The sequence below is a fragment of the Paenibacillus sp. FSL H7-0357 genome (assembly GCF_000758525.1).
Classification (GTDB): Bacteria; Bacillota; Bacilli; order Paenibacillales; family Paenibacillaceae; genus Paenibacillus_AQ.
Window position 1 is genome coordinate 1,933,525 of the sequence record NZ_CP009241.1, and the last position, 19,129, is coordinate 1,952,653.

The 19,129-nt window shown below is 47.0% G+C and carries 15 protein-coding genes and 1 other annotated feature; of the genes, 12 read left to right on the forward strand and 3 right to left on the reverse strand.

Annotation, left to right across the window (positions count from 1 at the left end; genetic code table 11):
• The first annotated feature begins 181 nt into the window (after positions 1–181).
• From arfA to H70357_RS08590, 6 genes are all read left to right on the forward strand, one after another.
• Entirely contained in the window at positions 182–1,699 is a 1,518-nt protein-coding gene (gene arfA, locus H70357_RS08565; RefSeq protein ID WP_379145325.1) for an arabinosylfuranosidase ArfA, read from the forward strand.
• Between the two features lie 92 nt (positions 1,700–1,791).
• Positions 1,792–3,039, forward strand: a complete 1,248-nt coding sequence (locus tag H70357_RS08570) for an extracellular solute-binding protein (RefSeq protein ID WP_038587917.1) — start codon at positions 1,792–1,794, stop codon at positions 3,037–3,039.
• Positions 3,040–3,121: 82 nt separating this feature from the next.
• The gene (locus tag H70357_RS08575) at positions 3,122–4,000 is read left to right on the forward strand and encodes a carbohydrate ABC transporter permease (protein ID WP_038587920.1); all 879 of its coding nucleotides are present in this window, start codon (positions 3,122–3,124) and stop codon (positions 3,998–4,000) included.
• Positions 4,001–4,078: 78 nt separating this feature from the next.
• Complete coding sequence (locus H70357_RS08580) at positions 4,079–4,969, forward strand: carbohydrate ABC transporter permease (RefSeq protein ID WP_144024305.1); 891 nt, start codon at positions 4,079–4,081, stop codon at positions 4,967–4,969.
• Between the two features lie 33 nt (positions 4,970–5,002).
• Positions 5,003–6,481, forward strand: coding sequence for an alpha-N-arabinofuranosidase (locus H70357_RS08585; protein ID WP_038587926.1), 1,479 nt, complete (start codon positions 5,003–5,005; stop codon positions 6,479–6,481).
• 55 nt (positions 6,482–6,536) lie between these two features.
• Positions 6,537–7,499, forward strand: coding sequence for a glycoside hydrolase family 43 protein (locus H70357_RS08590; protein WP_038587929.1), 963 nt, complete (start codon positions 6,537–6,539; stop codon positions 7,497–7,499).
• An 87-nt stretch (positions 7,500–7,586) separates the two neighbouring features.
• Here the strand turns inward: H70357_RS08590 and H70357_RS08595 are convergent, their stop codons facing one another.
• Positions 7,587–8,474, reverse strand: coding sequence for an AraC family transcriptional regulator (locus H70357_RS08595; RefSeq protein WP_331281754.1), 888 nt, complete (start codon positions 8,472–8,474; stop codon positions 7,587–7,589).
• Between the two features lie 365 nt (positions 8,475–8,839).
• On the opposite strand from H70357_RS08595, the gene H70357_RS08600 reads away from it, so the two are divergent.
• From H70357_RS08600 to H70357_RS08610, 3 genes are all read left to right on the forward strand, one after another.
• On the forward strand, positions 8,840–10,468 hold the full coding sequence (locus tag H70357_RS08600) for an extracellular solute-binding protein (protein ID WP_038587932.1): 1,629 nt from the start codon (positions 8,840–8,842) through the stop codon (positions 10,466–10,468).
• A gap of 102 nt (positions 10,469–10,570) precedes the next feature.
• Positions 10,571–11,494 carry an ABC transporter permease gene (locus H70357_RS08605; protein ID WP_038599019.1) on the forward strand — a complete coding sequence of 308 codons (924 nt, stop codon included), beginning with the start codon at positions 10,571–10,573 and terminating at the stop codon, positions 11,492–11,494.
• Between the two features lie 28 nt (positions 11,495–11,522).
• Positions 11,523–12,425 (forward strand): carbohydrate ABC transporter permease, encoded by a 903-nt coding sequence (locus H70357_RS08610; protein WP_038587935.1) that lies wholly within the window; start codon positions 11,523–11,525, stop codon positions 12,423–12,425.
• Positions 12,426–12,554: 129 nt separating this feature from the next.
• Here the strand turns inward: H70357_RS08610 and H70357_RS08615 are convergent, their stop codons facing one another.
• Entirely contained in the window at positions 12,555–15,140 is a 2,586-nt protein-coding gene (locus H70357_RS08615; RefSeq protein WP_038587938.1) for a beta-L-arabinofuranosidase domain-containing protein, read from the reverse strand.
• Positions 15,141–15,432: 292 nt separating this feature from the next.
• Between H70357_RS08615 and H70357_RS08620 the strand changes: the two genes are divergently transcribed.
• Complete coding sequence (locus H70357_RS08620; RefSeq protein WP_038587941.1) at positions 15,433–15,810, forward strand: DUF4181 domain-containing protein; 378 nt, start codon at positions 15,433–15,435, stop codon at positions 15,808–15,810.
• Between the two features lie 497 nt (positions 15,811–16,307).
• On the opposite strand, the gene H70357_RS08625 is transcribed toward H70357_RS08620, so the two are convergent.
• Positions 16,308–17,573 (reverse strand): IS110 family RNA-guided transposase, encoded by a 1,266-nt coding sequence (locus H70357_RS08625; RefSeq protein WP_038587943.1) that lies wholly within the window; start codon positions 17,571–17,573, stop codon positions 16,308–16,310.
• Positions 17,574–17,805: 232 nt separating this feature from the next.
• Between H70357_RS08625 and H70357_RS08630 the strand changes: the two genes are divergently transcribed.
• Both H70357_RS08630 and H70357_RS08635 read left to right on the forward strand, forming a co-directional pair.
• Positions 17,806–18,228: a hypothetical protein gene (locus tag H70357_RS08630; protein WP_038587946.1), complete on the forward strand. Its 423-nt coding sequence runs from the start codon at positions 17,806–17,808 to the stop codon at positions 18,226–18,228.
• A 181-nt stretch (positions 18,229–18,409) separates the two neighbouring features.
• A complete protein-coding gene (locus tag H70357_RS08635; protein ID WP_038587949.1) occupies positions 18,410–18,763 on the forward strand; it encodes a hypothetical protein in 354 nt (117 codons plus the stop codon).
• A 127-nt stretch (positions 18,764–18,890) separates the two neighbouring features.
• Positions 18,891–19,125, forward strand: a binding site (T-box leader).
• The last annotated feature ends 4 nt before the right edge of the window (positions 19,126–19,129 follow it).

Genomic DNA, 19,129 nt, shown 5'->3' on the forward strand with positions numbered 1-19,129 from the left:
ATGAAAAGGACCTATTATTTTCTGAAAACAGCCTTAAATTCATTTTGTTTTGAATACATATAAAAAGGTTTATACTTTTATATTTACATGAAGGCTTATATATGTTATTTTATATCTGTAAGCGAATACATTCAAATGTTTTTTAATTAATTAATAAAAATGTGAAATGGAAGTGATGAGATTGTCGGCAGACACACTAAGAGCGACGCTTATCGCCGATAAGTCCTTTGTTATCGCTGAAGTGGATAAACGGATTTACGGCTCCTTTATTGAACATTTAGGCCGTGCAGTATATGGCGGAATTTATGAGCCTGGTCATCCCAGCTCCAATTCTCTTGGCTTCAGAGGTGATGTGAAATCACTTGTCCAGGAACTGGGTGTGCCGATTATCCGTTATCCCGGAGGGAATTTTGTATCCGGCTACAATTGGGAAGATGGCGTAGGTCCGGTAGAACAGCGTCCGAAGCGGCTTGAGCTGGCCTGGAGAACTATTGAACCTAATGAGGTAGGTACGAATGAATTCATGAGCTGGGCCAAGGAAGTAGGCTCAGAGGTGATGATGGCTGTCAATTTGGGTACGAGAGGTATTGATGCCGCACGTAACTTGCTGGAGTACTGCAATCATCCCGGCGGAACCTACTGGAGTGATTTGCGCCGCACTCATGGTGTGGAGCAGCCGCATAAGATCAGAACCTGGTGCCTCGGCAATGAAATGGATGGACCCTGGCAGATCGGCCAGAAGACAGCTGCCGAATATGGCAGACTGGCTTATGAAACCGGTAAGGCGATGCGCCTGGTAGATCCGGACATAGAGCTGGTTTCCTGTGGAAGCTCAAGCTCAGCGATGCCGACTTTCCCGGAATGGGAAGCGGTAACTCTAGAACATACTTATGATGTCGCCGATTATGTTTCCCTTCATCAATATTATGGAAACAGGGACAACGATTCTGCCAATTTCCTGGCACGCAGCATGGACCTGGAGCATTTCATCCGCACCGTAACGGCCACCTGCGATTACATCAAAGCCAAGAAGCGCAGCAAGAAAACGATGTATCTCAGCTTTGACGAATGGAATGTCTGGTACCACTCCAATGAGTCGGATACGAAGATTGAGCCTTGGACAGTAGGTCCGCCTCAGCTTGAGGATCATTATAATTTTGAAGATGCCCTGCTGATCGGCAGTATGCTCATTACCTTCCTCAGACATGCGGACCGTGTGAAGATGGCTTGTCTGGCACAGCTTGTAAACGTAATTGCACCCATTATGACAGAAGCGGGTGGAGCAGCCTGGAAGCAGACAATCTTCTATCCATACCTGCATACCTCCAAATACGGGCGCGGCGTTTCGCTTCAGCCGATTGTCAATTCGCCGAAATATGACGCTCAGGACTATACCGATGTTCCTTATCTCGACAGTGCCCTTGTGTATAATGAGGAAGCCGATGAGCTTACGATCTTCGCCATTAACCGGCATTTGGAAGAAGCACTGCATTTAAAATGCGATGTGCGCGGATTTGAGGGCTACCGGTTAATCGAGCATATTGAGCTCCATCACGAGGATCTGAAAGCGGTTAATACAGCCAAGGAAGAACATGTGAAACCAAGACAAGCAACCGGAACCGAATGCAAGGATGGTTTTGTAGAGACTCTGCTGTCCAAGGCCTCATGGAATGTGATTCGTTTAGGCAAGGTGAACTGATCTTGGGTTCCCTGGCAGGCAACAAACTGAGTTCATTGTTTGCAAAAACATTTTTGTAGATGATTTACTAATTTAATTATTAGGAGGAGAAAGTGTTGAAGAAAAAGTGGGGTTTTTCGGCATTAGCACTTGTTCTATCATTATCGACGGTATTGGCAGGCTGCGGGAAAGATGATTCAAAGACAATAACCTTCTGGACGCCGCTGACCGGTGATGACGGTGCCTATATGGACCAGCTTGTTAAAGATTACAATGCTACCAATCCAGAGATAAAGGTGAAGCATGTAATTACCGCGGATATGTATACCAAAATTTCGACGGTTCTGAACTCCGGCAAAGGCGTGCCTGACTTGGCCATTATCCACGCTGACCGTGTACCGGGTTATGTGAAGCAAGGAACACTTGAGCCAATGACTGCAGTAACAACTGCTCAGCCTGAAATTAAACAAGACAATTACCTGCCGCAAGCGTGGTCAACAGGTACAATAGATGGAACTCAATATACAGTGCCTCTCGATATTCACAGTAATGTTATGTACTACAATAAAGATTTGCTTAAGAAATATGGTGCGGAATCCTTCCTCGACGACAATGTGGTGACGATAGATGAAATGCTGTCGCTGAAAGGTAAATTGGCTGAAGGCGACTTTGTGGTCAACGATGCCCTGCTGGGCTGGGTTATCCTCGGGCAAATCCAGAACCTTGGCGGAGATATCCAGGAGAATGGAAAACCTGCTGTAAACACACCGGTGATGAAACAAGCTTTTGAAAATGTTAAAAAGATCAACGATGCCGGTCTGATGACACCGTTTGGTGAAGACGGATACCTGATGTTCCAATCGGGCAATGTATTGTTCTCCACAGACGGCACTTGGAGCTCCACAGCGCATGCTGGAGTTGAAGGCCTCAATTTCGGAGTAACCAACGTATATTCCAACACGGCTGACAAGTTCACGAACAGATCCTCTTCGCACTTGTTCTCCATGTTCAAGAATAAAGACAGATCTGAAGAAAAGGTAGCCGGAATCGGCAATTTCCTGGAGTTCATCCGTCAGAATTCCATTGAATGGGCCAAAGCCGGACAGACCGTAGCAAGTAAAAAAGTTATTGAGAGCCCTGAGTATAAGGATTACATGCAGTCCTTCTTTACTTCGAATGAGAAAGAGATTGAATCCCTCTACATCTACACTTATGAATACTACCCATATATTGCAGAAGCAGTGGATACGTATTGCGGAGATATCGTCCGCGGCAACGTAGATATTGATGAAACTCTTCAGACAATGCAGAAGTTTGTAGAAGATAAAATCGCTGAGGGCACAAGCGGAGCAGCGAAGTAATAAAAGGAAGCGGAAATGATTGCATGAAGCAATGTGCCGGATTACGGCACATTGCTTTATGCCAAAGGAGAAAAGAATGCCTATGAAAAAGAAACTTAATTTGGCGCCTGTTTTCTTTGTAGGTCCACATGTCATCTTATTTGCTGTATTTATTTTACTGCCCACGATCTACGGGATTTACGCTTCCTTTACCAAATGGAATCTGATGAATGATCCGGTCTGGGTAGGTTTAGACAACTACAAGACCATTTTGTTTGACAACAGTTCCACCTTTCATACCCAATTTAATAACGGGCTTAAGAACACATTGATTTTTGTGCTGCTCAGTGTTCCGCTGTTGATTGTGATTCCGCTGCTTGTTGCCGTTGCACTGGAACATAAGAAAGTCAAAGGGAAAAGCCTGATCCAGTCCATCATCTACATTCCGGGCCTTATTTCCATATCTGCAGGCGCGCTGATTTGGCTGCTGCTCTTTAATAAGCAGCTCGGAATGGCGGGGAATGTGTTCGGCTCAGACGTATCCTGGCCGGCCAATCAGCCATATGCGTGGATTATCATTATTATCATTACAGTCTGGGGCGGCGTCGGGGGCAATATGATTATTTACCGTGCCTCCATAAGCGGTGTGGCACAGGATCTGTATGAATCGGCGGAAATAGACGGGGCAGGACCCGTCCGCAGATTCACGAGTATTACATTGCCTTCCATTCGTTTTCCGCTCATCTATACCTTTGTCATGACTACTGCCGGAGCCTTTAACGTATTCGGGCAGCCGCTCATGATGACCGACGGCGGACCACGGCAGAGCACGCATGTACTCATGATGTATATTCGTCAACTGGCGTTCGGCAACGGGGAATCCATTGCGGGAATGGCATCGGCGATGGCGGTGTTATTGGGACTTATAATCCTGGTCATCTCGGCTCTGCAATATTATGTGATGAACCGGAATGCAGCTTAACACTCGATAAGACAATGGACCAGCAATGGAAATTGAAAAGGCAGGTGTACCCGTATGTCAAACCAAGCGGCACAACAAATGGATAATAGTCCGCTTCTTAATGGACAAAACGCAGGGAAAAGAAAAGGCTCCGGCATCAGTATCTCTAAATATCTTTCCTATCTCTTCTTAATTATTCTCTGCATTATTTGGATCGTTCCTGTCATCTTCGGAATCACAACCTCCTTCCGGTCGCAAACCGAGGTGGTCAGCTCCGGGTTCAGAATGTTCCCGAAAGAGTGGATTTTTGACAACTATATTGCGATTTTGGAAAACACCTCTACCGCACCAATCTTGCGCTGGCTGATGAACTCACTGCTTATTGCCACAATGCATACTCTTTTGGTGGTTGTGGTAATCTCCATTACCGGTTACGGCTATTCGCGGATGAAATTTAAAGGCAGAGACACGCTCTTTTTCACCCTGCTCGGTATTTCGTTCTTCCCGGGTGTCGTGAATCTGATTCCTTCCTACAAAATTATTGATGCTCTGGGCTGGGTTAATACCTCCTGGGCAATGGTAATCCCCGGACTTGCGGGTATGGGGAATATCTTTTTGGTCAGACAGTTTATGAACGGCATTCCGAAGGAACTCGACGAATCGGCCCATGTCGATGGTGCGAGCCATTACAGAATTTACATGTCGATTATCGTGCCGCTGATCAAGCCGGTATTGATCGTGTGTGCCCTGTTCTCGTTCACCGGATCCTGGAATGACTTCCTGTGGCCGGTAATCGTATTCACGGATGTTGACAAAATGCCGGTTACTGCCGGACTGCTGTTGCTGCAGGATATTTATGGAAATTACCGGATGATCGGACAGCTCATGGGTTCGGCGATTCTCGCTATCATTCCTACGCTGCTGCTGTTCGTGTTCGCGCAGAAATACTTTGTTCAATCGATAAATTTGAATTCAGGGATAAAGGGCTAAATAAAAAAAATATTAGCCAAGGAGAGAGAAACTATGACTGCAAAGCTTGTGATTCACGCTGACCTACCCAAAAGCAAAATCAACAAAAATATATATGGGCATTTCGCAGAACATTTGGGCAGATGCATTTACGAAGGTCTGTGGGTAGGCGAGGATTCGCCGATTCCCAATACGGACGGCATCCGCAATGACGTCATCGAAGCGCTGAAGAAACTGGACATTCCGGTGCTGCGCTGGCCGGGTGGCTGTTTTGCCGATGAATATCACTGGAAAGACGGAATTGGACCGAGGGAAGGCCGCAAGCGGATGGTTAATACGCACTGGGGCGGTGTAGTGGAGAATAATCATTTCGGCACCCATGAATTTTTCCGCCTGTGTGAGCTGCTGGAATGCGAACCGTATATTTGCGGCAACGTAGGCAGCGGTACGGTTCAGGAAATGTCGGAATGGGTCGAGTATATGACCTTTGACGGTGAATCGCCAATGGCGGACTGGCGCAGGGAGAACGGAAGAGAACAGCCCTGGAACCTTAAATACTTCGGTGTCGGCAATGAGAATTGGGGCTGCGGCGGCAATATGCGTCCCGAATACTATGCGGACCTGTACCGGTGCTATCAGACCTATTCCAGAAATTACGGGGATAACCGGCTGTACAAAATTGCCGGTGGAGCGAATGTGGACGATTACAACTGGACGGAAGTATTAATGCGGGAAGCCGGCCGTTTCATGGATGGCCTCAGCCTGCATTCCTATACCATTCCCGGCAGTTGGGAGGAGAAACGCCAGGCGCTCGGGTTCGACGAAGCTGAATGGTTCGAAACGATGCAGAAGTCACTTCATATGGATGAGCTCATTACCCGACATTCGGCCATTATGGATCAGTATGACCCGGAGAAGCGGGTAGGATTAATTATAGATGAGTGGGGGACCTGGTTCCTGAGCGAGCCCGGAACGAACCCAGGGTTCCTGTACCAGCAGAACACTTTGAGAGATGCGCTGGTAGCAGGCATCCATCTCAATATTTTTCAGAATCACAGCAGCCGGGTGCAGATGGCCAATATTGCGCAGATGGTAAATGTCCTGCAGGCGCTGGTCCTGACCGAAGGCGATAAATTACTGCTAACCCCTACGTATCATGTGTTTGAGATGTATAAGGTGCATCAGGATAATGAATTGCTCGATGTTGCCTTTGAGAGTCCGCAATACACCAGCGGGGGGGTTGCTATTTCACAGCTTAGCGTATCTGCTTCACGTGACGGGGAAGGCAAGATCTATGTGTCGATCTGCAACTTGAGCCATGAGGACGGTGCAACTCTCAGTTTTGGTATCGGTGGTGCAGCACCAACCCGGGTAACCGGGCGAATTCTGACGCATACGGAGCTTGGTGCACATAACACGTTCCAGACGCCAGACAAGGTAGCGCCGTCTGTCTATGAAGCTGCAGCTTTGGAGGATGGACTGCTGAACTGTGTCCTTCCGCCTGCGTCTGTAGTTGTGCTTACTTTGGAGTAGAGAAGCAGCGAATTCATTCTTTATATTTACTGATCAGATCAAAGGAGAAACCATTATGAACACAAATAGAGAATACAGCAATCCGCTTGTGGAACAGCGCGCTGATCCATGGGTGTATAAACATGCTGATGGCTATTATTACTTCACCGCTTCCGTGCCGGAATATGACCGGATCGAGGTGCGCCGGTCAGAGACCATTGAAGGACTTACTGAAGCCGTGCCGGTTGTAGCCTGGCGGAAATATGAGACGGGACCGCTAAGCGCAAATATATGGGCACCTGAAATTCATTATATTGACGGGAAATGGTACATTTATTTCGCCGCTGCCCGCACAACCGAAACGAACGAGGGTTTGTTCGATCACCGTATGTTTGCCCTGGAGAACGAATCGGCCAATCCGCTCGAAGGCGCATGGGTAGAGAAAGGCCAGGTGAAAACAGCCTGGGAGTCCTTTGCCCTGGACGCGACTACGTTCCAGCACAAGGGAGTGCTGTATTATGTATGGGCGCAGAAGGACCCTGAAATTCCAGGGAACTCCAACCTTTACATTTCCGAAATGAGCAACCCCTGGACCTTGACCGGTCCCCAGACCATGATTGCGACACCTGAGTATTCCTGGGAGAAGATTGGCTTCAGTGTAAATGAAGGCGCAGCGGTACTGAGACGCAACGGCCGCATATTCATGAGCTTCTCGGCCAGTGCTACCGATTACAATTACTGCATGGGCCTGCTGTATGCCGATGAAGACAGCGATCTGCTGGATGCTGCATCTTGGACTAAACATCCCGAGCCTGTGTTCAAGACCAGTGAAGAGAACGGACAGTACGGTCCGGGACACAACAGCTTCACTGTGAATGAACAAGGTGAAGATGTGCTGATCTACCATGCCCGCAATTATAAAGAAATTACCGGCGATCCGCTTTATGACCCCAACCGTCATACCCGTGCACAGGTGCTGCATTGGAACGAAGACGGCACACCAAACTTCGGCCTGCCCGTGAAGGACAGCAGCAAGTAAGGTTCTGAACTGAGCAGCTGCAAACCAACAAAGAGTCCAGGAATCCCGTATAACCATGGGGACCTGGACTCTTTGCTGTTGGTGTATTCACTCATAAAAAAGCAGCCGTTTGGCGTAGGCGTTCCGGAAATCCGTGGGCGTTAAGCCTACGATCTTCTTGAAGGACTTCATGAAGTTATGGCAGTCCTTGTAGCCAAGCTGCTGTGAGACCTCGCTTACATTCTGGTTGGTGTCCGACAGGAGGAATTTGGCCAGCTCCATCTTTTGCTGCAAAATATACTGCTTCAGGGAGATGCCCGAAATCCGGGTGAAGAGATGGGATAAATACTTTTCGTTATAACCGAAGTAGGTGGCGATCTGCGATACCTTAATATGCTCGCTTCTGCTCCACTTGATATAGTCCACGATGTCATTGTACAGCTGTTCCTGCTTGTTTTTTTTGGCGGGATTATGTTCACTGTGAAAGACCTGGTTGTACAGCTCACACAAAATGACCGTGGACATATAGTTATTGAGTGTCTTTTGATTGTAGCCCCGGACCGAATCCTGAAGCTGCTTCATCATGACAATGATTTTCTCGAGACTTTTCAAGGTTCCGTACTGGGGAAGCAGCAGTTTGTTGTCCTCCCTGTTTCGGGGATGGGTGGAGATGTCGGTAATACTGATCCCGTCCTGTGACTTGAAGTGAAGCCAGTAAAAGCTGCATTCCGAAGCCTTATATCCGTACTGTTTGGTAGAGGGGGGCAGAAGCAGATACTCTCCCTTGGAGACAACAAAATGCTGCTGGTCTCCCGCCAGGTATAATACCCCCTCGGTCATGACAATAAGCTCGTAATCCTGCAAAATTCTGCTTAAGTGAATCCAATCGGAGGAGGGGGCGATAAATTTGCCTGTGATCTCCAAATCGACCGGCGTATCTACGATCAGCTCGAAAGCAATCATCCGCTTGTCCCCTTTAATCTGACTTTTGTACACTCTTGCGTACTCTTATTATTAAGGAAAGCTGCCCCGAAGTAAAGCGCTTACCGCTTAAAAATGTTTAGGTAATTGATAACCTTTTCACACATATTCGAACTTTAAACTATTTATCCAAATTTAAAACAAGCGTAAGCTAGAGATAACAAAACGACGTTCCAAAGGAAGGAGAAGGATGAAAAGGCTCATAAATCCGCTTAGATTCCCGGAGATTATGATCTCTATTTTTTAAACTGCATTTGAAAGCGGATACATTTTGGTGATGTGTGTATTTGGATTTCGGTTTCATTTGGTTAATTTTAGGTATTCATGAAGTATATCATCTTTTTCCTGCTACGATCGAACAGAAAAAGGGAGGATACAAAATGAAAAAATTTCTAGTGGGTCTGCTCGTGCTGGTGTTCAGCGCAGCAACGGTGTCCGGGTGCTCGGGCGGCAACAATACAAATACAAATACAGAGGCTGCCGGCTCAGGCAACACAGGCAAGAAGGTTAAGCTTACCGCCATCATGACCAAACATCCGTTAACTCAGGAATTCACTAAAATGAAATGGCTGCAGGAAGCCCAAGAACGGGCCGGGGTTGAAATTGAGTGGCAGGAGGTCACGGCGGACTGGGATCAGAAAAAAGGCACGCTGCTGGCCAGCGGAGATATTCCCGACCTGATCGTGGGCGTCAACTCCATCACCGATGCCGATTTCTCGCAGTTCCCGGGGTTGTTCGAGGATATGACCGGGCTGATCAAAGAGTACGGCCCTAACGTGCAGGCCATGTTCGACGCCAAGCCGGAGACCAAGGTAATTGCCACACAGCTCGATGGTAAAATCTACGGCCTGCCTAAATATCAAAGATTCTGGCCGGAAACGACCACACGCCAGTTCATCAACCAAAAGTGGCTGGATAACCTGGGCCTGCAAATGCCGACCAACTGGGATGAATTATACGATGTGTTGAAAGCGTTCAAGGATGAAGATGCCAACGGAAACGGCGATCCGGGCGACGAAATTCCGATGGACTTTGCGCCTACAGGAACTGTAGCGTTTGGTGCTTTCATGCCTACGGTGCTGCTGGGCAGCGAAGGTATTACACTGACGGACAACAGCGGGCTCGGCTATTTTGTGGAGGACGGACAGGTGAAGAACTTCTTCACGGATGAACGCTACAAAACGCTGGTAACTTTCCTGAATAAATGCTTCAGCGCAGGACTTATCAATCCTGAGGTGTTCACCCAGGACTATACCAAATTCCAATCCGTCGCCCGGGGCAACGGGGACACGGCGGCTGTCGGCTTCACCTGGGGCTGGGAAGTGACCGACAGAGTCGGCAATGCGCTGGCTCCGCAGTATACTTCGATGTCACCTCTGAAAGTGTCAGCCGGATCAACCAGCAAGATTTCCTGGAGTTATGACTATAATTCGCTGAACTATGGGGTCAACACCGTGCAAATGTCCGCCAAATCCAAACACAAGGAAGCGGCCATGAAGTTTATTAATGAGCTGTATGATCCTACAGTAAGTATGCAGGTACTGTTCGGCTCGCTTGGCACTAACATTGGCGATAACGGGGACGGAACCTATACTATTTTGCCTCCTACAGACACGGCGATGGACCCGGGCACCTGGAAATGGACCTCATCCTGGGCGGATAACGGGGCAATGTACATTGCGGATTCCCTGAAGCTGACGCTGGGGACGGATATGCAGTCCGTCGGTAAACAGACCGAATCGCTTAAGGCGGCTCTAGACGCCATCAACAAGGATACGGATGTGCTGCCAAGCATGTTTATTAAATACAGTGCAGCGGACAACAACGCGATGAGTCTTAACAATACGAGCATGATGTCTCTGGCCCTCTCGAAGTGGTCGCAATGGATCACCAAGGGCGGAATTGATTCGGAATGGGATGCTTATGTGAAAAACATTGAGAAGACCGGCGTCTCCAAAAATATTGAGATCATACAGAAATATTACGATGATTACAAGAGCAATCAATAAGCAGCAAGCGCAGACCCTAAGAGAAACTGAGTCCGGAAGAAGCCGTGCCGGGGGACTTAAGGCATCCGTTCTTCCGGCTCCTTAATGGGAGTGATGGTTCTGATGAAATCGGCTCATAAAAAGCCTACCGTGGTGAATACCTTCAGACGGGATTATCAGCTGTGGATTATGATTTTTCCGGCAATCGTTGTGATCTTTATTTTCAACTACATTCCGATGTACGGCATCCAGCTGGCGTTCCGTGACTATGACTTCTCCAAGGGGCTGACGGGGGGCGCATGGAGAGGGCTGTTTTATTTCCGGCAGTTTTTCGACAGCTATATGTTTGCGGACCTGATGAAGAATACGATAGCCATCAGTCTGGCAACCGTGATTCTGAGTTTTCCCGCACCGATTATACTTGCCCTGCTGATTAACCAGGTGCGCTGGAAGCGGGCGAAAAAAACGCTCCAGACGACCGTTTATCTGCCCCATTTTATCTCCATTGTCGTGATGGTGGGACTGCTGAATGTGCTGCTCTCTCCGAACTCCGGGGTTATCGGCCATATCCTGAGTTCGATCGGTCTGGGTGATATCAATCTGCTGGGCTCAACCAAAACCTTTGTTCCCGTGTATGTGTTATCGGAGATTTGGCAGCATTGCGGCTGGAACAGCATCATTTATTTGGCTGCACTTTCCACGGTGGACCCGCAGCTCTACGACTCTTCCAAAATTGATGGAGCCAGCCGCTGGCAGACGATCAAGCATGTCGATATTCCGGCGCTGATCCCTACGATTATCATTTTGTTCGTGCTTAGTATGGGGAACGTGCTCAGTACCGGCTTCGAGAAAGTTTTCCTGATGCAGAATGCCCTCAACCTTCCGGTATCTGAGGTCATTGCCACCTATGTCTACAAAATCGGGATTATCAGCAATCAGTTCAGCTATTCCGCGGCCATTGGCCTGTTCAATACCGTGATCAACTTTATTTTCTTGTATGCGATGAATCTGGTTGCCCGGAAATCCTCTGACATCAGCCTGTGGTAGCAGCACTTAGGGAAGGAGTGGAGTGTTCATGCAGCTTATTAACCAAAAGGGTAAAAAGTTGACGGATGTCCTCTTTGATGCCGTCGTATATGCAGTGTGCCTGCTTATCTTTCTGAGCATCGTGTACCCGCTGTATTTTGTAATTATCGCCTCCGTCAGTGACTCCACGCTGGTGTCGACGGGGCAGGTAACGATTTTCCCGAAAAATATCAGCTTCTTTGGCTATAGTGAAATCTTCAAGGACTCGCGGATTTGGACGGGGTACGGAAATACCCTGCTGTATACGGTTCTCGGAACGGCGGTGAACCTGCTGTTCACGCTGCCTGCGGCTTATGTGCTGTCCAGACAGGAATTCCGGGCCAGACGATTCCTGATGCTGACATTTGTAATCACCCTCTTTTTTAACGGCGGACTGATTCCGACTTATCTGTTGATGAAGGATCTGCATATGACTAATACGATGTGGGTCTTTATTTTTCCGTTTTGCGTGAACGTCTACAATTTGATCATTGCCCGTTCATTCTTTGAGAATTCCATCCCCAAGGAGCTGTTCGAGGCTGCTTCCATGGACGGTTGTACGCATTTCAAATTTTTTCTTAAGGTAGCCCTGCCTTTGTCGAAGGCGGTAGTATCGGTCATCGGTCTGTATTATCTGGTTGCACACTGGAATGATTTCTTCACCGGCCTGATTTATATCCGCAGTAACAACCTGCAGCCGCTGCAGATTGTGTTAAGAGATATCCTGCTGTCCAATCAGGTGTTCTCGCAAGGCGCAGGCGCGGGTGGTTCCGCCGGAGGTTATGCCCAGCAGTATGCGGATCAGGTCAAGTATGGGGTCATCATCGTTTCCACGCTGCCGATTCTGATTGTGTATCCGTTTATCCAGAAATATTTCGATAAAGGGGTCATGATCGGTTCGGTCAAAGGGTAATGATGTGGTCCAATTACATGCTTGATTCATTTGGTCTTCCGCCCCTTATTACAAGGTAGACTATACGTACAAGCAAAAATCCAGCCGCTACTGCGGCTGGATTTTTGCTTGGGATGGGGTTGAGCATTATTATTTCAACAGTACAGTAACCTTGTATTCTTGAACCGTGGAATGATCTTCCGCTTTGACAGTGAGGGTCAGTTCTGTACGGCTGCCGTCCAGTGCAATTTCCCTTGGTGACGTATCCTCGACCAGAATATCGCCCACATAGACCAGCGCGTTCTTGTGCTTCGGCACCGCCTTCATCTCAAGAAGCTCTGTCCCCTGCGGAACTGTCAGCGTGTAGGAAGTGGTATCGCTGCTGAACGGATCGGATAAGACCCCTCTGCTAAAGCTCAGCTCCTGCAGCCGGGCATCGGCGTCAAAGCCTGTCATCATGCGCAGCAGGTCGAAGATGCCGTTCTCCTGACCCGGGATCACGAACTTGATTTCCGCTTCTGTCTTGTCCTGTACACTTGCAGCCGGGATGAGATACCGCTTGTTATAGAAGCTGCGCGGCTTATCCGTGTGCAGCGTCTCGCTGGCCAGCAGCTCGCCGTCCACATAAATGGCGATCTCCTTGCCGTTGCTGCCGGAGAAATACGTAACCGACAAGTAGTTGTCGGTCTGCGGAATAACCTTCAGTCTATAGCTGAACCAGCCGTTATTCTCCGATTTGCGGATGTTATATCCGTCCCAGGTGGCTACAGAGGTATTCTCGCCTTGTATCCCATGCTCCAGCTCGTACTGGTCATTGCCGACCGGCAGGCTGTCGATGGTGGCATCCTGCACTCTCTGATGCAGCTTGGCCTGCAGAATATGGGCCTGCAGCTCCGCAGAGTCTGCTTCAACAAGGCGCCAATAGATTCCGTAACGTTCACTGTGTTGCTTATAGTGAGGAGTGAATACCAGGCGGTTGTCTTCGTCAGTACCACGCAGGGCAAAGGCCAGGCCATCCTCCACAGTCTCAAAATGGTCAGCAAAACCGTTTAGCCATTCCTCAGGGCTGGCGTTAACCGTGGTAATGAAATCCTTGACCAGCATATTTCGGGTCGGCACACTGACGGCTACTCCTGTCGCCGACTGTGACATATCGTCCTGTCCCAAGGCGGCGCTCAGCACCACCGGGCCATATTTGAAGGCAACCACATGCTGTGCATCCGGCAGGTTGAAATAGGCAAGCTTCATGGGCACTTTAAGCTCAAGGCTATCCCCGTCCGCCCAAACCCTGTCCAGTACGGCATACCCCTCTTCAGTCACAAAGCTGACGGACTGTCCGTTCAGGCTTAGCCCGGGTTCAGCGGCAATCCAGTCCGGCAGCCGCAGCTTGAGCGATAGAGCGGTATCTTTATTCTGCAGGGTCTGCACCGTGAACTGCACGGTATCGCTGTACGGAAGGGCGGCGGTTTGCGTCAGCTTAAGGCCATGTTCTTCAGAAAGCAGCGTCGAGCTTAAATATTGGTTCACATAAATGCTGCCGGAATTGTGGAAGTAAATGCTGTCATTCAGCTTGGTAAAGCTCTCCATGCCCGTTCCGGTGCAGCACCAGAAATGCTCGAAGGGCGAGCTATATACCTTGAAGTAGCCTGTTGCCATCGGCTGAAAATACATCGTCATCCCGGTATGCGGGTGCTGTGAAGAGACAATCGCGTTTAAAAAGGTGTTTTCGTAAAAATCGGCATATTTGACGTCACCGGTAATCTTAAACAACTCGCGCGAGAGCTTCAGCATATTGTAGCTGTTGCAGGTCTCCGCGGTGAAATTGGAGCGTTCCCGGTCCAGCATATCCGGATCGCCGAAATGCTCCCATTCGCTGTTGCCTCCGGTAATATAGCTATGGTGATGCACAACCATTTCCCAGAACTGCGCGGCAGCCTCCAGGTAGAACTGTTCGCTCTTGCCGAGCGCCAGATAGCGGTTCAAGGCCCCGAGGAATTTCGGAATGGTAGTATTGGCATGTTTGCCTTTGAGAATATCCTTGCCTTCACGGACCGGTGTGAACAAGGTCAGCTCATCGAACTGATGGGCTGCGCTCAAATGATGCTCATCTCCGGTGATTTTGTACAGCTCATACAGGCAATCGTTCATTCCCCCGTATTCCACGGATAAGACAATCTGCTGGATTTCGGGAGACCAGGAGGAGGTGCGGCGGTACACCCATTCGCCCAATTTTGTTACAACGGCATAAGCTGTTTCGTTTCCGGTGGCGGAGTAAACGGCTGTCAAACCGGAGATAATCTTGTGCATGGTGTACCAGGGTACCCAGGCGGGTTGTTTATTCTCCACATTGTCAAACAGCTGCTCGGAAAAAGCCGAAAGATATCCGCTCTCCAGCTGGCAGAGTGCAAGCTCCGAGACAATATACTTCAGTCTAAGGCCGATTTCATCATCTTTGATGCTCTGATAGGCCTGGGCCAAGGCGGCTAGGTAATGCCCCAGCGTGTGGCCGCGAATCTCTGTATTTTCCCAGCCGGGATATTTATCGGCTTTGGGAGCCAGTCCCTTGTTCTCCCGGAAGCCTGCAAGCAGCCGGTCGGATTCGTAGCTTTTGAGATATTGGATTTCTTTAGCGAACGCATTCATGAAATAGGGATCGGTAATGCTGACCTGATCCATCCGGAAATCGTGTAGTACAGGTTTATTTGCCGCAGTGTGCGGTGTTGTTCCAATAGTCATATTTATCACCAATCCTATAATCTATAAAGTATGATACACGAAGCTTGATTCATAAATAAGCTTATAGGTATAGTGTTTTCGGGTAAATAGTGCAACGTTCGAATATGTGTGAAAAGGTTGGATTTATTGGATGTCTAAGGGGAATAAAGCATTGGACTGTCGTTGCTTCATGAAGCTAACGGGCAGTTTAGCGCAATATTCATTTATTTCAACGTCCTAATTAATGGTATGATTTTCATGTCTTAAAAGGCTTTAGAGTAATGTTTATTAAGCATACTAAAAGGGGTGGTTTATGACGTATTCAATTTCAAATATACAATCCACGAGTTTATCAATTTCATTATTAGTGATACTTTTAGCCTTAATAGATCTAACTATAAAGAAGTATTTCATTGTAGAAGAATTAAATAAAATTTCAGATACTATTGGAAAGAATATCAATAGGTGGGTAAAAGGACTACTTGCTGTCATTAGTTTTTGTATTTTCTTCTTCATTTTGGATACAACAAATATCAACTCACTTAAGTGGTTCTTGTTAATATTTTTTATAGTTGCCATGGGACAACATGCCTTTATCGAATGGAGGTATTTGAAAGGCTCAAAAGAATACGTTATTTCACTTATTAAATTAGCAGTCGGAATAATATACATTTTAATTTTTATTTTCTAAAATTATTGGTTTTTTAGCGTTTATTAAGATGGCTTACTTTAGTGAAAATTGATTCAACTAACGGGTAACGTTAGTGTAGAAAACACATCATAAGGCCGCCGCGGACCAATAGGCGACCTCATTAAGCTCCCTCGAAATGATTCAGTTTCCTCACCCAGACTCATGAATTCGCAGGATTTCATCCTGTAGTTAAAGTGATGAAGAGGATGATGAAGGAGCCGGTGGCAGGGAGGTGGAGAATTGGGCATGCGTAAATAAAGGGTGAATAAGGATCACCCATATTGTTCCATTATGTGCACGTCTCCACTTCGCCCTAGCGATTCTCACTCCCATGTCTCAACGGGTCATAGCCCTTTCATTCCTTCGTCACATCTAACTAAGGGGTGGAGGTCGGTCTTTCTAACGGAACGGGTCCGAGCCCATTTGTTTAACGTCTCCCGATACTCCGTGCTTCTTGTCATCCTGCGAATGCATGAGTCGATGAGGATTGATTGGTTTTATGCTGCTTGTGGGAATACCTTGATCGGTTCGTAAGCGGTACTGCTTTTAGCCAATGCGACTAGCATTCGCGCTACTTTACCGATTAATTTCATAATGGATTTCATCTTCTTCAGTTTCTTTTCCTCTACATTGTAACGATGTGCCGCTCGTATTTCCGGATTTGTCATAACCATACTCATTGTCATGAGATAAAGAAAATGACGTAAACGTGGCCGACCTCGTTTGCTGAGCACCATCTTTCCCCGCCATTTCCCGGAGCTAGCTTCAGCTAGATTTAACCCAGCATGCCGCAGTAAAGCATTTCCGTGCGTATATCCGCTTAGATCACCAGCCTCACCGAGTACACCAGCTAGATTGGTAACATAGATGCCTCGTATTTCAAGGAGCTTCTGTGCATAAGGAATACGCTCAAGAATGAGGCGGAGCTCATGCTCAATTTGTTCAAGCTGGCGCTGGGCCAGGTCATATTCTTCGAGTAATTGCCCAAGATGGAGCTTGTATGCGTGGAGTGCCTGAGTGGCACCCACACTGGATTTCGCAAGTGAAATGAGTAGTTCAGCACGTTTAACTCCAGCATGACGCTTTACATATTGCTTCCAACCGCTAAGGACCTGTTCCGTATTTAACAGGCGGATCTCTTTAGGCAAGGGGAAGAGTCTGAGTGTTGCGATTGCACTGGTGCAAGTAAGGATTTTAAAGACCTGACGAAGTTCAGGGAAAACAATGTCTACCCAGCGATGAATCTGATTAACCGCAGCGTTGAGGCGCTTGGTAACCGTCTCTCGGTTTGCCATTAAAATACGTAGTTCCTCGTATTCTTCGGGATGAAAACGAACGGGGGAGTAGTACCCGTTTTTAACCATGTCTGCTATGACAAGCGCATCTTTATGGTCACTTTTAGACGGTGTATTATCCCGGTTTTCCTTGTTCTTTTTGACGAGATGAGGATTAACCAGTACGGGCTCCATGCCTTGATCGAGTAGCCAATGTGCCAGGCTAAACCAGTAGTGGCCAGTGGGTTCCATACCAACTATGACGCTGCTAAGTTTGTAGGATTTGAGTAGATCTTGGATCCAGCGTTCGAACAGATCGAACCCTTCACGATGGTTACCGAATTCGAGCGGAGTGCCCAAAGCAATCCCACGAAAGCTGACTGCGCGGGCCACATGGACTTCTTGGGCGATGTCTACGCCTATGACCAAATGATGAACGGTAATGTTTTCTATGAGTTGATTTTGCTTATCTTGTGCCTTAAACTTCATGATAGAGCGACCTCCTGATGTGGATTTTAAGGGCTTTTGACCCGTTGCATAATCCCATCGTACAGAGGCGCTCGTTTTTGTTCAAACTCCAAATTATTCGTATTACAGGAATTCTAACGAGGCAGGATAATGGAAATGTCTGGAGAGGAGATTATGGGATATAAAAGTGAAAAATAAACGTATTTAGATACGTCCATATTCCAATGATGTTTATAATTGGAGGCTAGAATTTATGCAAAGTAGATTAGAACAAGACATTATTTCAACGGCAGAAAGCTTCACAAATAATTTTTCTGATAAAGGGAATTTTGATTTTAGTGTACAAAGCCTACGTAAAGTAGACGATATTCTTGAAGAATTATGTGAGTATGAAATAGATAACGATTCTTTGGATTCTGTTTCTTCTATGGTTGGAAGTTACATTTTCGAAGTAGCAAGAAGGAATTTTGGTGGGAATTATTATTGGATACAAGATAGAAAACAACCTGTTTTAGTCACTGGTGAGCCAGATTTTTCAATTTCAATTTTTGCTTTCGATAAAGTTAGAGGTAGAATTCAGAATGGGAAAGAAGATGACATACCGTATTATTTTGATGGTTATATCAATGCAGTTGAAAAAGGTAAGGAAAGAGGTTACAGTGCAACAATTGTTTAAGGTCTATGAGATTAAGCTAATGGGAAACGATAGCTCCATGACAATAGGTAGCCGAGATCATCGGCTGCCTATTCAGCTAATGGGCAGGATAGTATGGTGCCTACCTTGAATATATAAGGGCAAAGTTAATTATTCGCCGTAATCGCGAATGGGTCGCATCTTTAAGGAAAGCAGGCACCACATGAAACTCAAAGGAACTATGACAGAACAGTCATATCGAGAAGAATTAATAGCATCAAAATCTCATTTATTCAATGATATATCCATGCGTAGGTTTTTAAACATAATTAGAGAGACATTTCCCGTGATGAAGACAGCCTACGTTTTATCTTGGACACCCGACCAAGGTGAGGATATTATTAGCTTTCTAGTTGATACTCACTCAGTTATTAAGATTGAACTGGACCGTTATGATAAAACAGTTGCTCCGATTGTCGATGTGTATTCAATTGAGAATTGGATAAAGGGACTTAGTAAAACGTTTCAGATTAAAATCGCAGTAGCCTTCGACTTAGCTAAGAACGATTTAGTATAAGGAAACTAAGATAATTGCAGTAACAAGTTGTTCAACTAACGGGCAGAATAGTTTAATAATGTGAGTTTTTGTTTGAGCTATTTACAGAATATTCCGCATATCTTATATTAAACTTAAATAATAATTAGCAAATGCGATGAAGAGGCCAAGTAGATCTGGTAACGCCGTTCAGAGAACTGCCGGTTGGTGCGAGGCAGCGGATATCCGAATCAAAAAATCACCTCAGAGCTGTCCCCCGAATAATAGTAGATGGGACCGGGATTCTACCGTTACAAAGAAGCATCGTTGTTGGACGATGGCTAAGAGGGCGTTTATTATAAACGTCAATCAGGGTGGTAACGCGGAGCAACTTCGTCCCTAATGGGA

Coding starts and splice junctions, on each gene's coding strand:
- H70357_RS08600 (WP_038587932.1), top strand. CDS start 8,840: ATGAAAAAATTTCTAGTGGGTCTGCTCGTGCTGGTGTTCAGCGCAGCA.
- H70357_RS08590 (WP_038587929.1), top strand. CDS start 6,537: ATGAACACAAATAGAGAATACAGCAATCCGCTTGTGGAACAGCGCGCT.
- H70357_RS08605 (WP_038599019.1), top strand. CDS start 10,571: ATGAAATCGGCTCATAAAAAGCCTACCGTGGTGAATACCTTCAGACGG.
- H70357_RS08625 (WP_038587943.1), bottom strand. CDS start 17,573: ATGAAGTTTAAGGCACAAGATAAGCAAAATCAACTCATAGAAAACATT.
- H70357_RS08575 (WP_038587920.1), top strand. CDS start 3,122: ATGAAAAAGAAACTTAATTTGGCGCCTGTTTTCTTTGTAGGTCCACAT.
- H70357_RS08615 (WP_038587938.1), bottom strand. CDS start 15,140: ATGACTATTGGAACAACACCGCACACTGCGGCAAATAAACCTGTACTA.
- H70357_RS08585 (WP_038587926.1), top strand. CDS start 5,003: ATGACTGCAAAGCTTGTGATTCACGCTGACCTACCCAAAAGCAAAATC.
- H70357_RS08580 (WP_144024305.1), top strand. CDS start 4,079: ATGGATAATAGTCCGCTTCTTAATGGACAAAACGCAGGGAAAAGAAAA.
- H70357_RS08630 (WP_038587946.1), top strand. CDS start 17,806: ATGCAAAGTAGATTAGAACAAGACATTATTTCAACGGCAGAAAGCTTC.
- H70357_RS08620 (WP_038587941.1), top strand. CDS start 15,433: ATGACGTATTCAATTTCAAATATACAATCCACGAGTTTATCAATTTCA.
- H70357_RS08635 (WP_038587949.1), top strand. CDS start 18,410: ATGAAACTCAAAGGAACTATGACAGAACAGTCATATCGAGAAGAATTA.
- H70357_RS08610 (WP_038587935.1), top strand. CDS start 11,523: ATGCAGCTTATTAACCAAAAGGGTAAAAAGTTGACGGATGTCCTCTTT.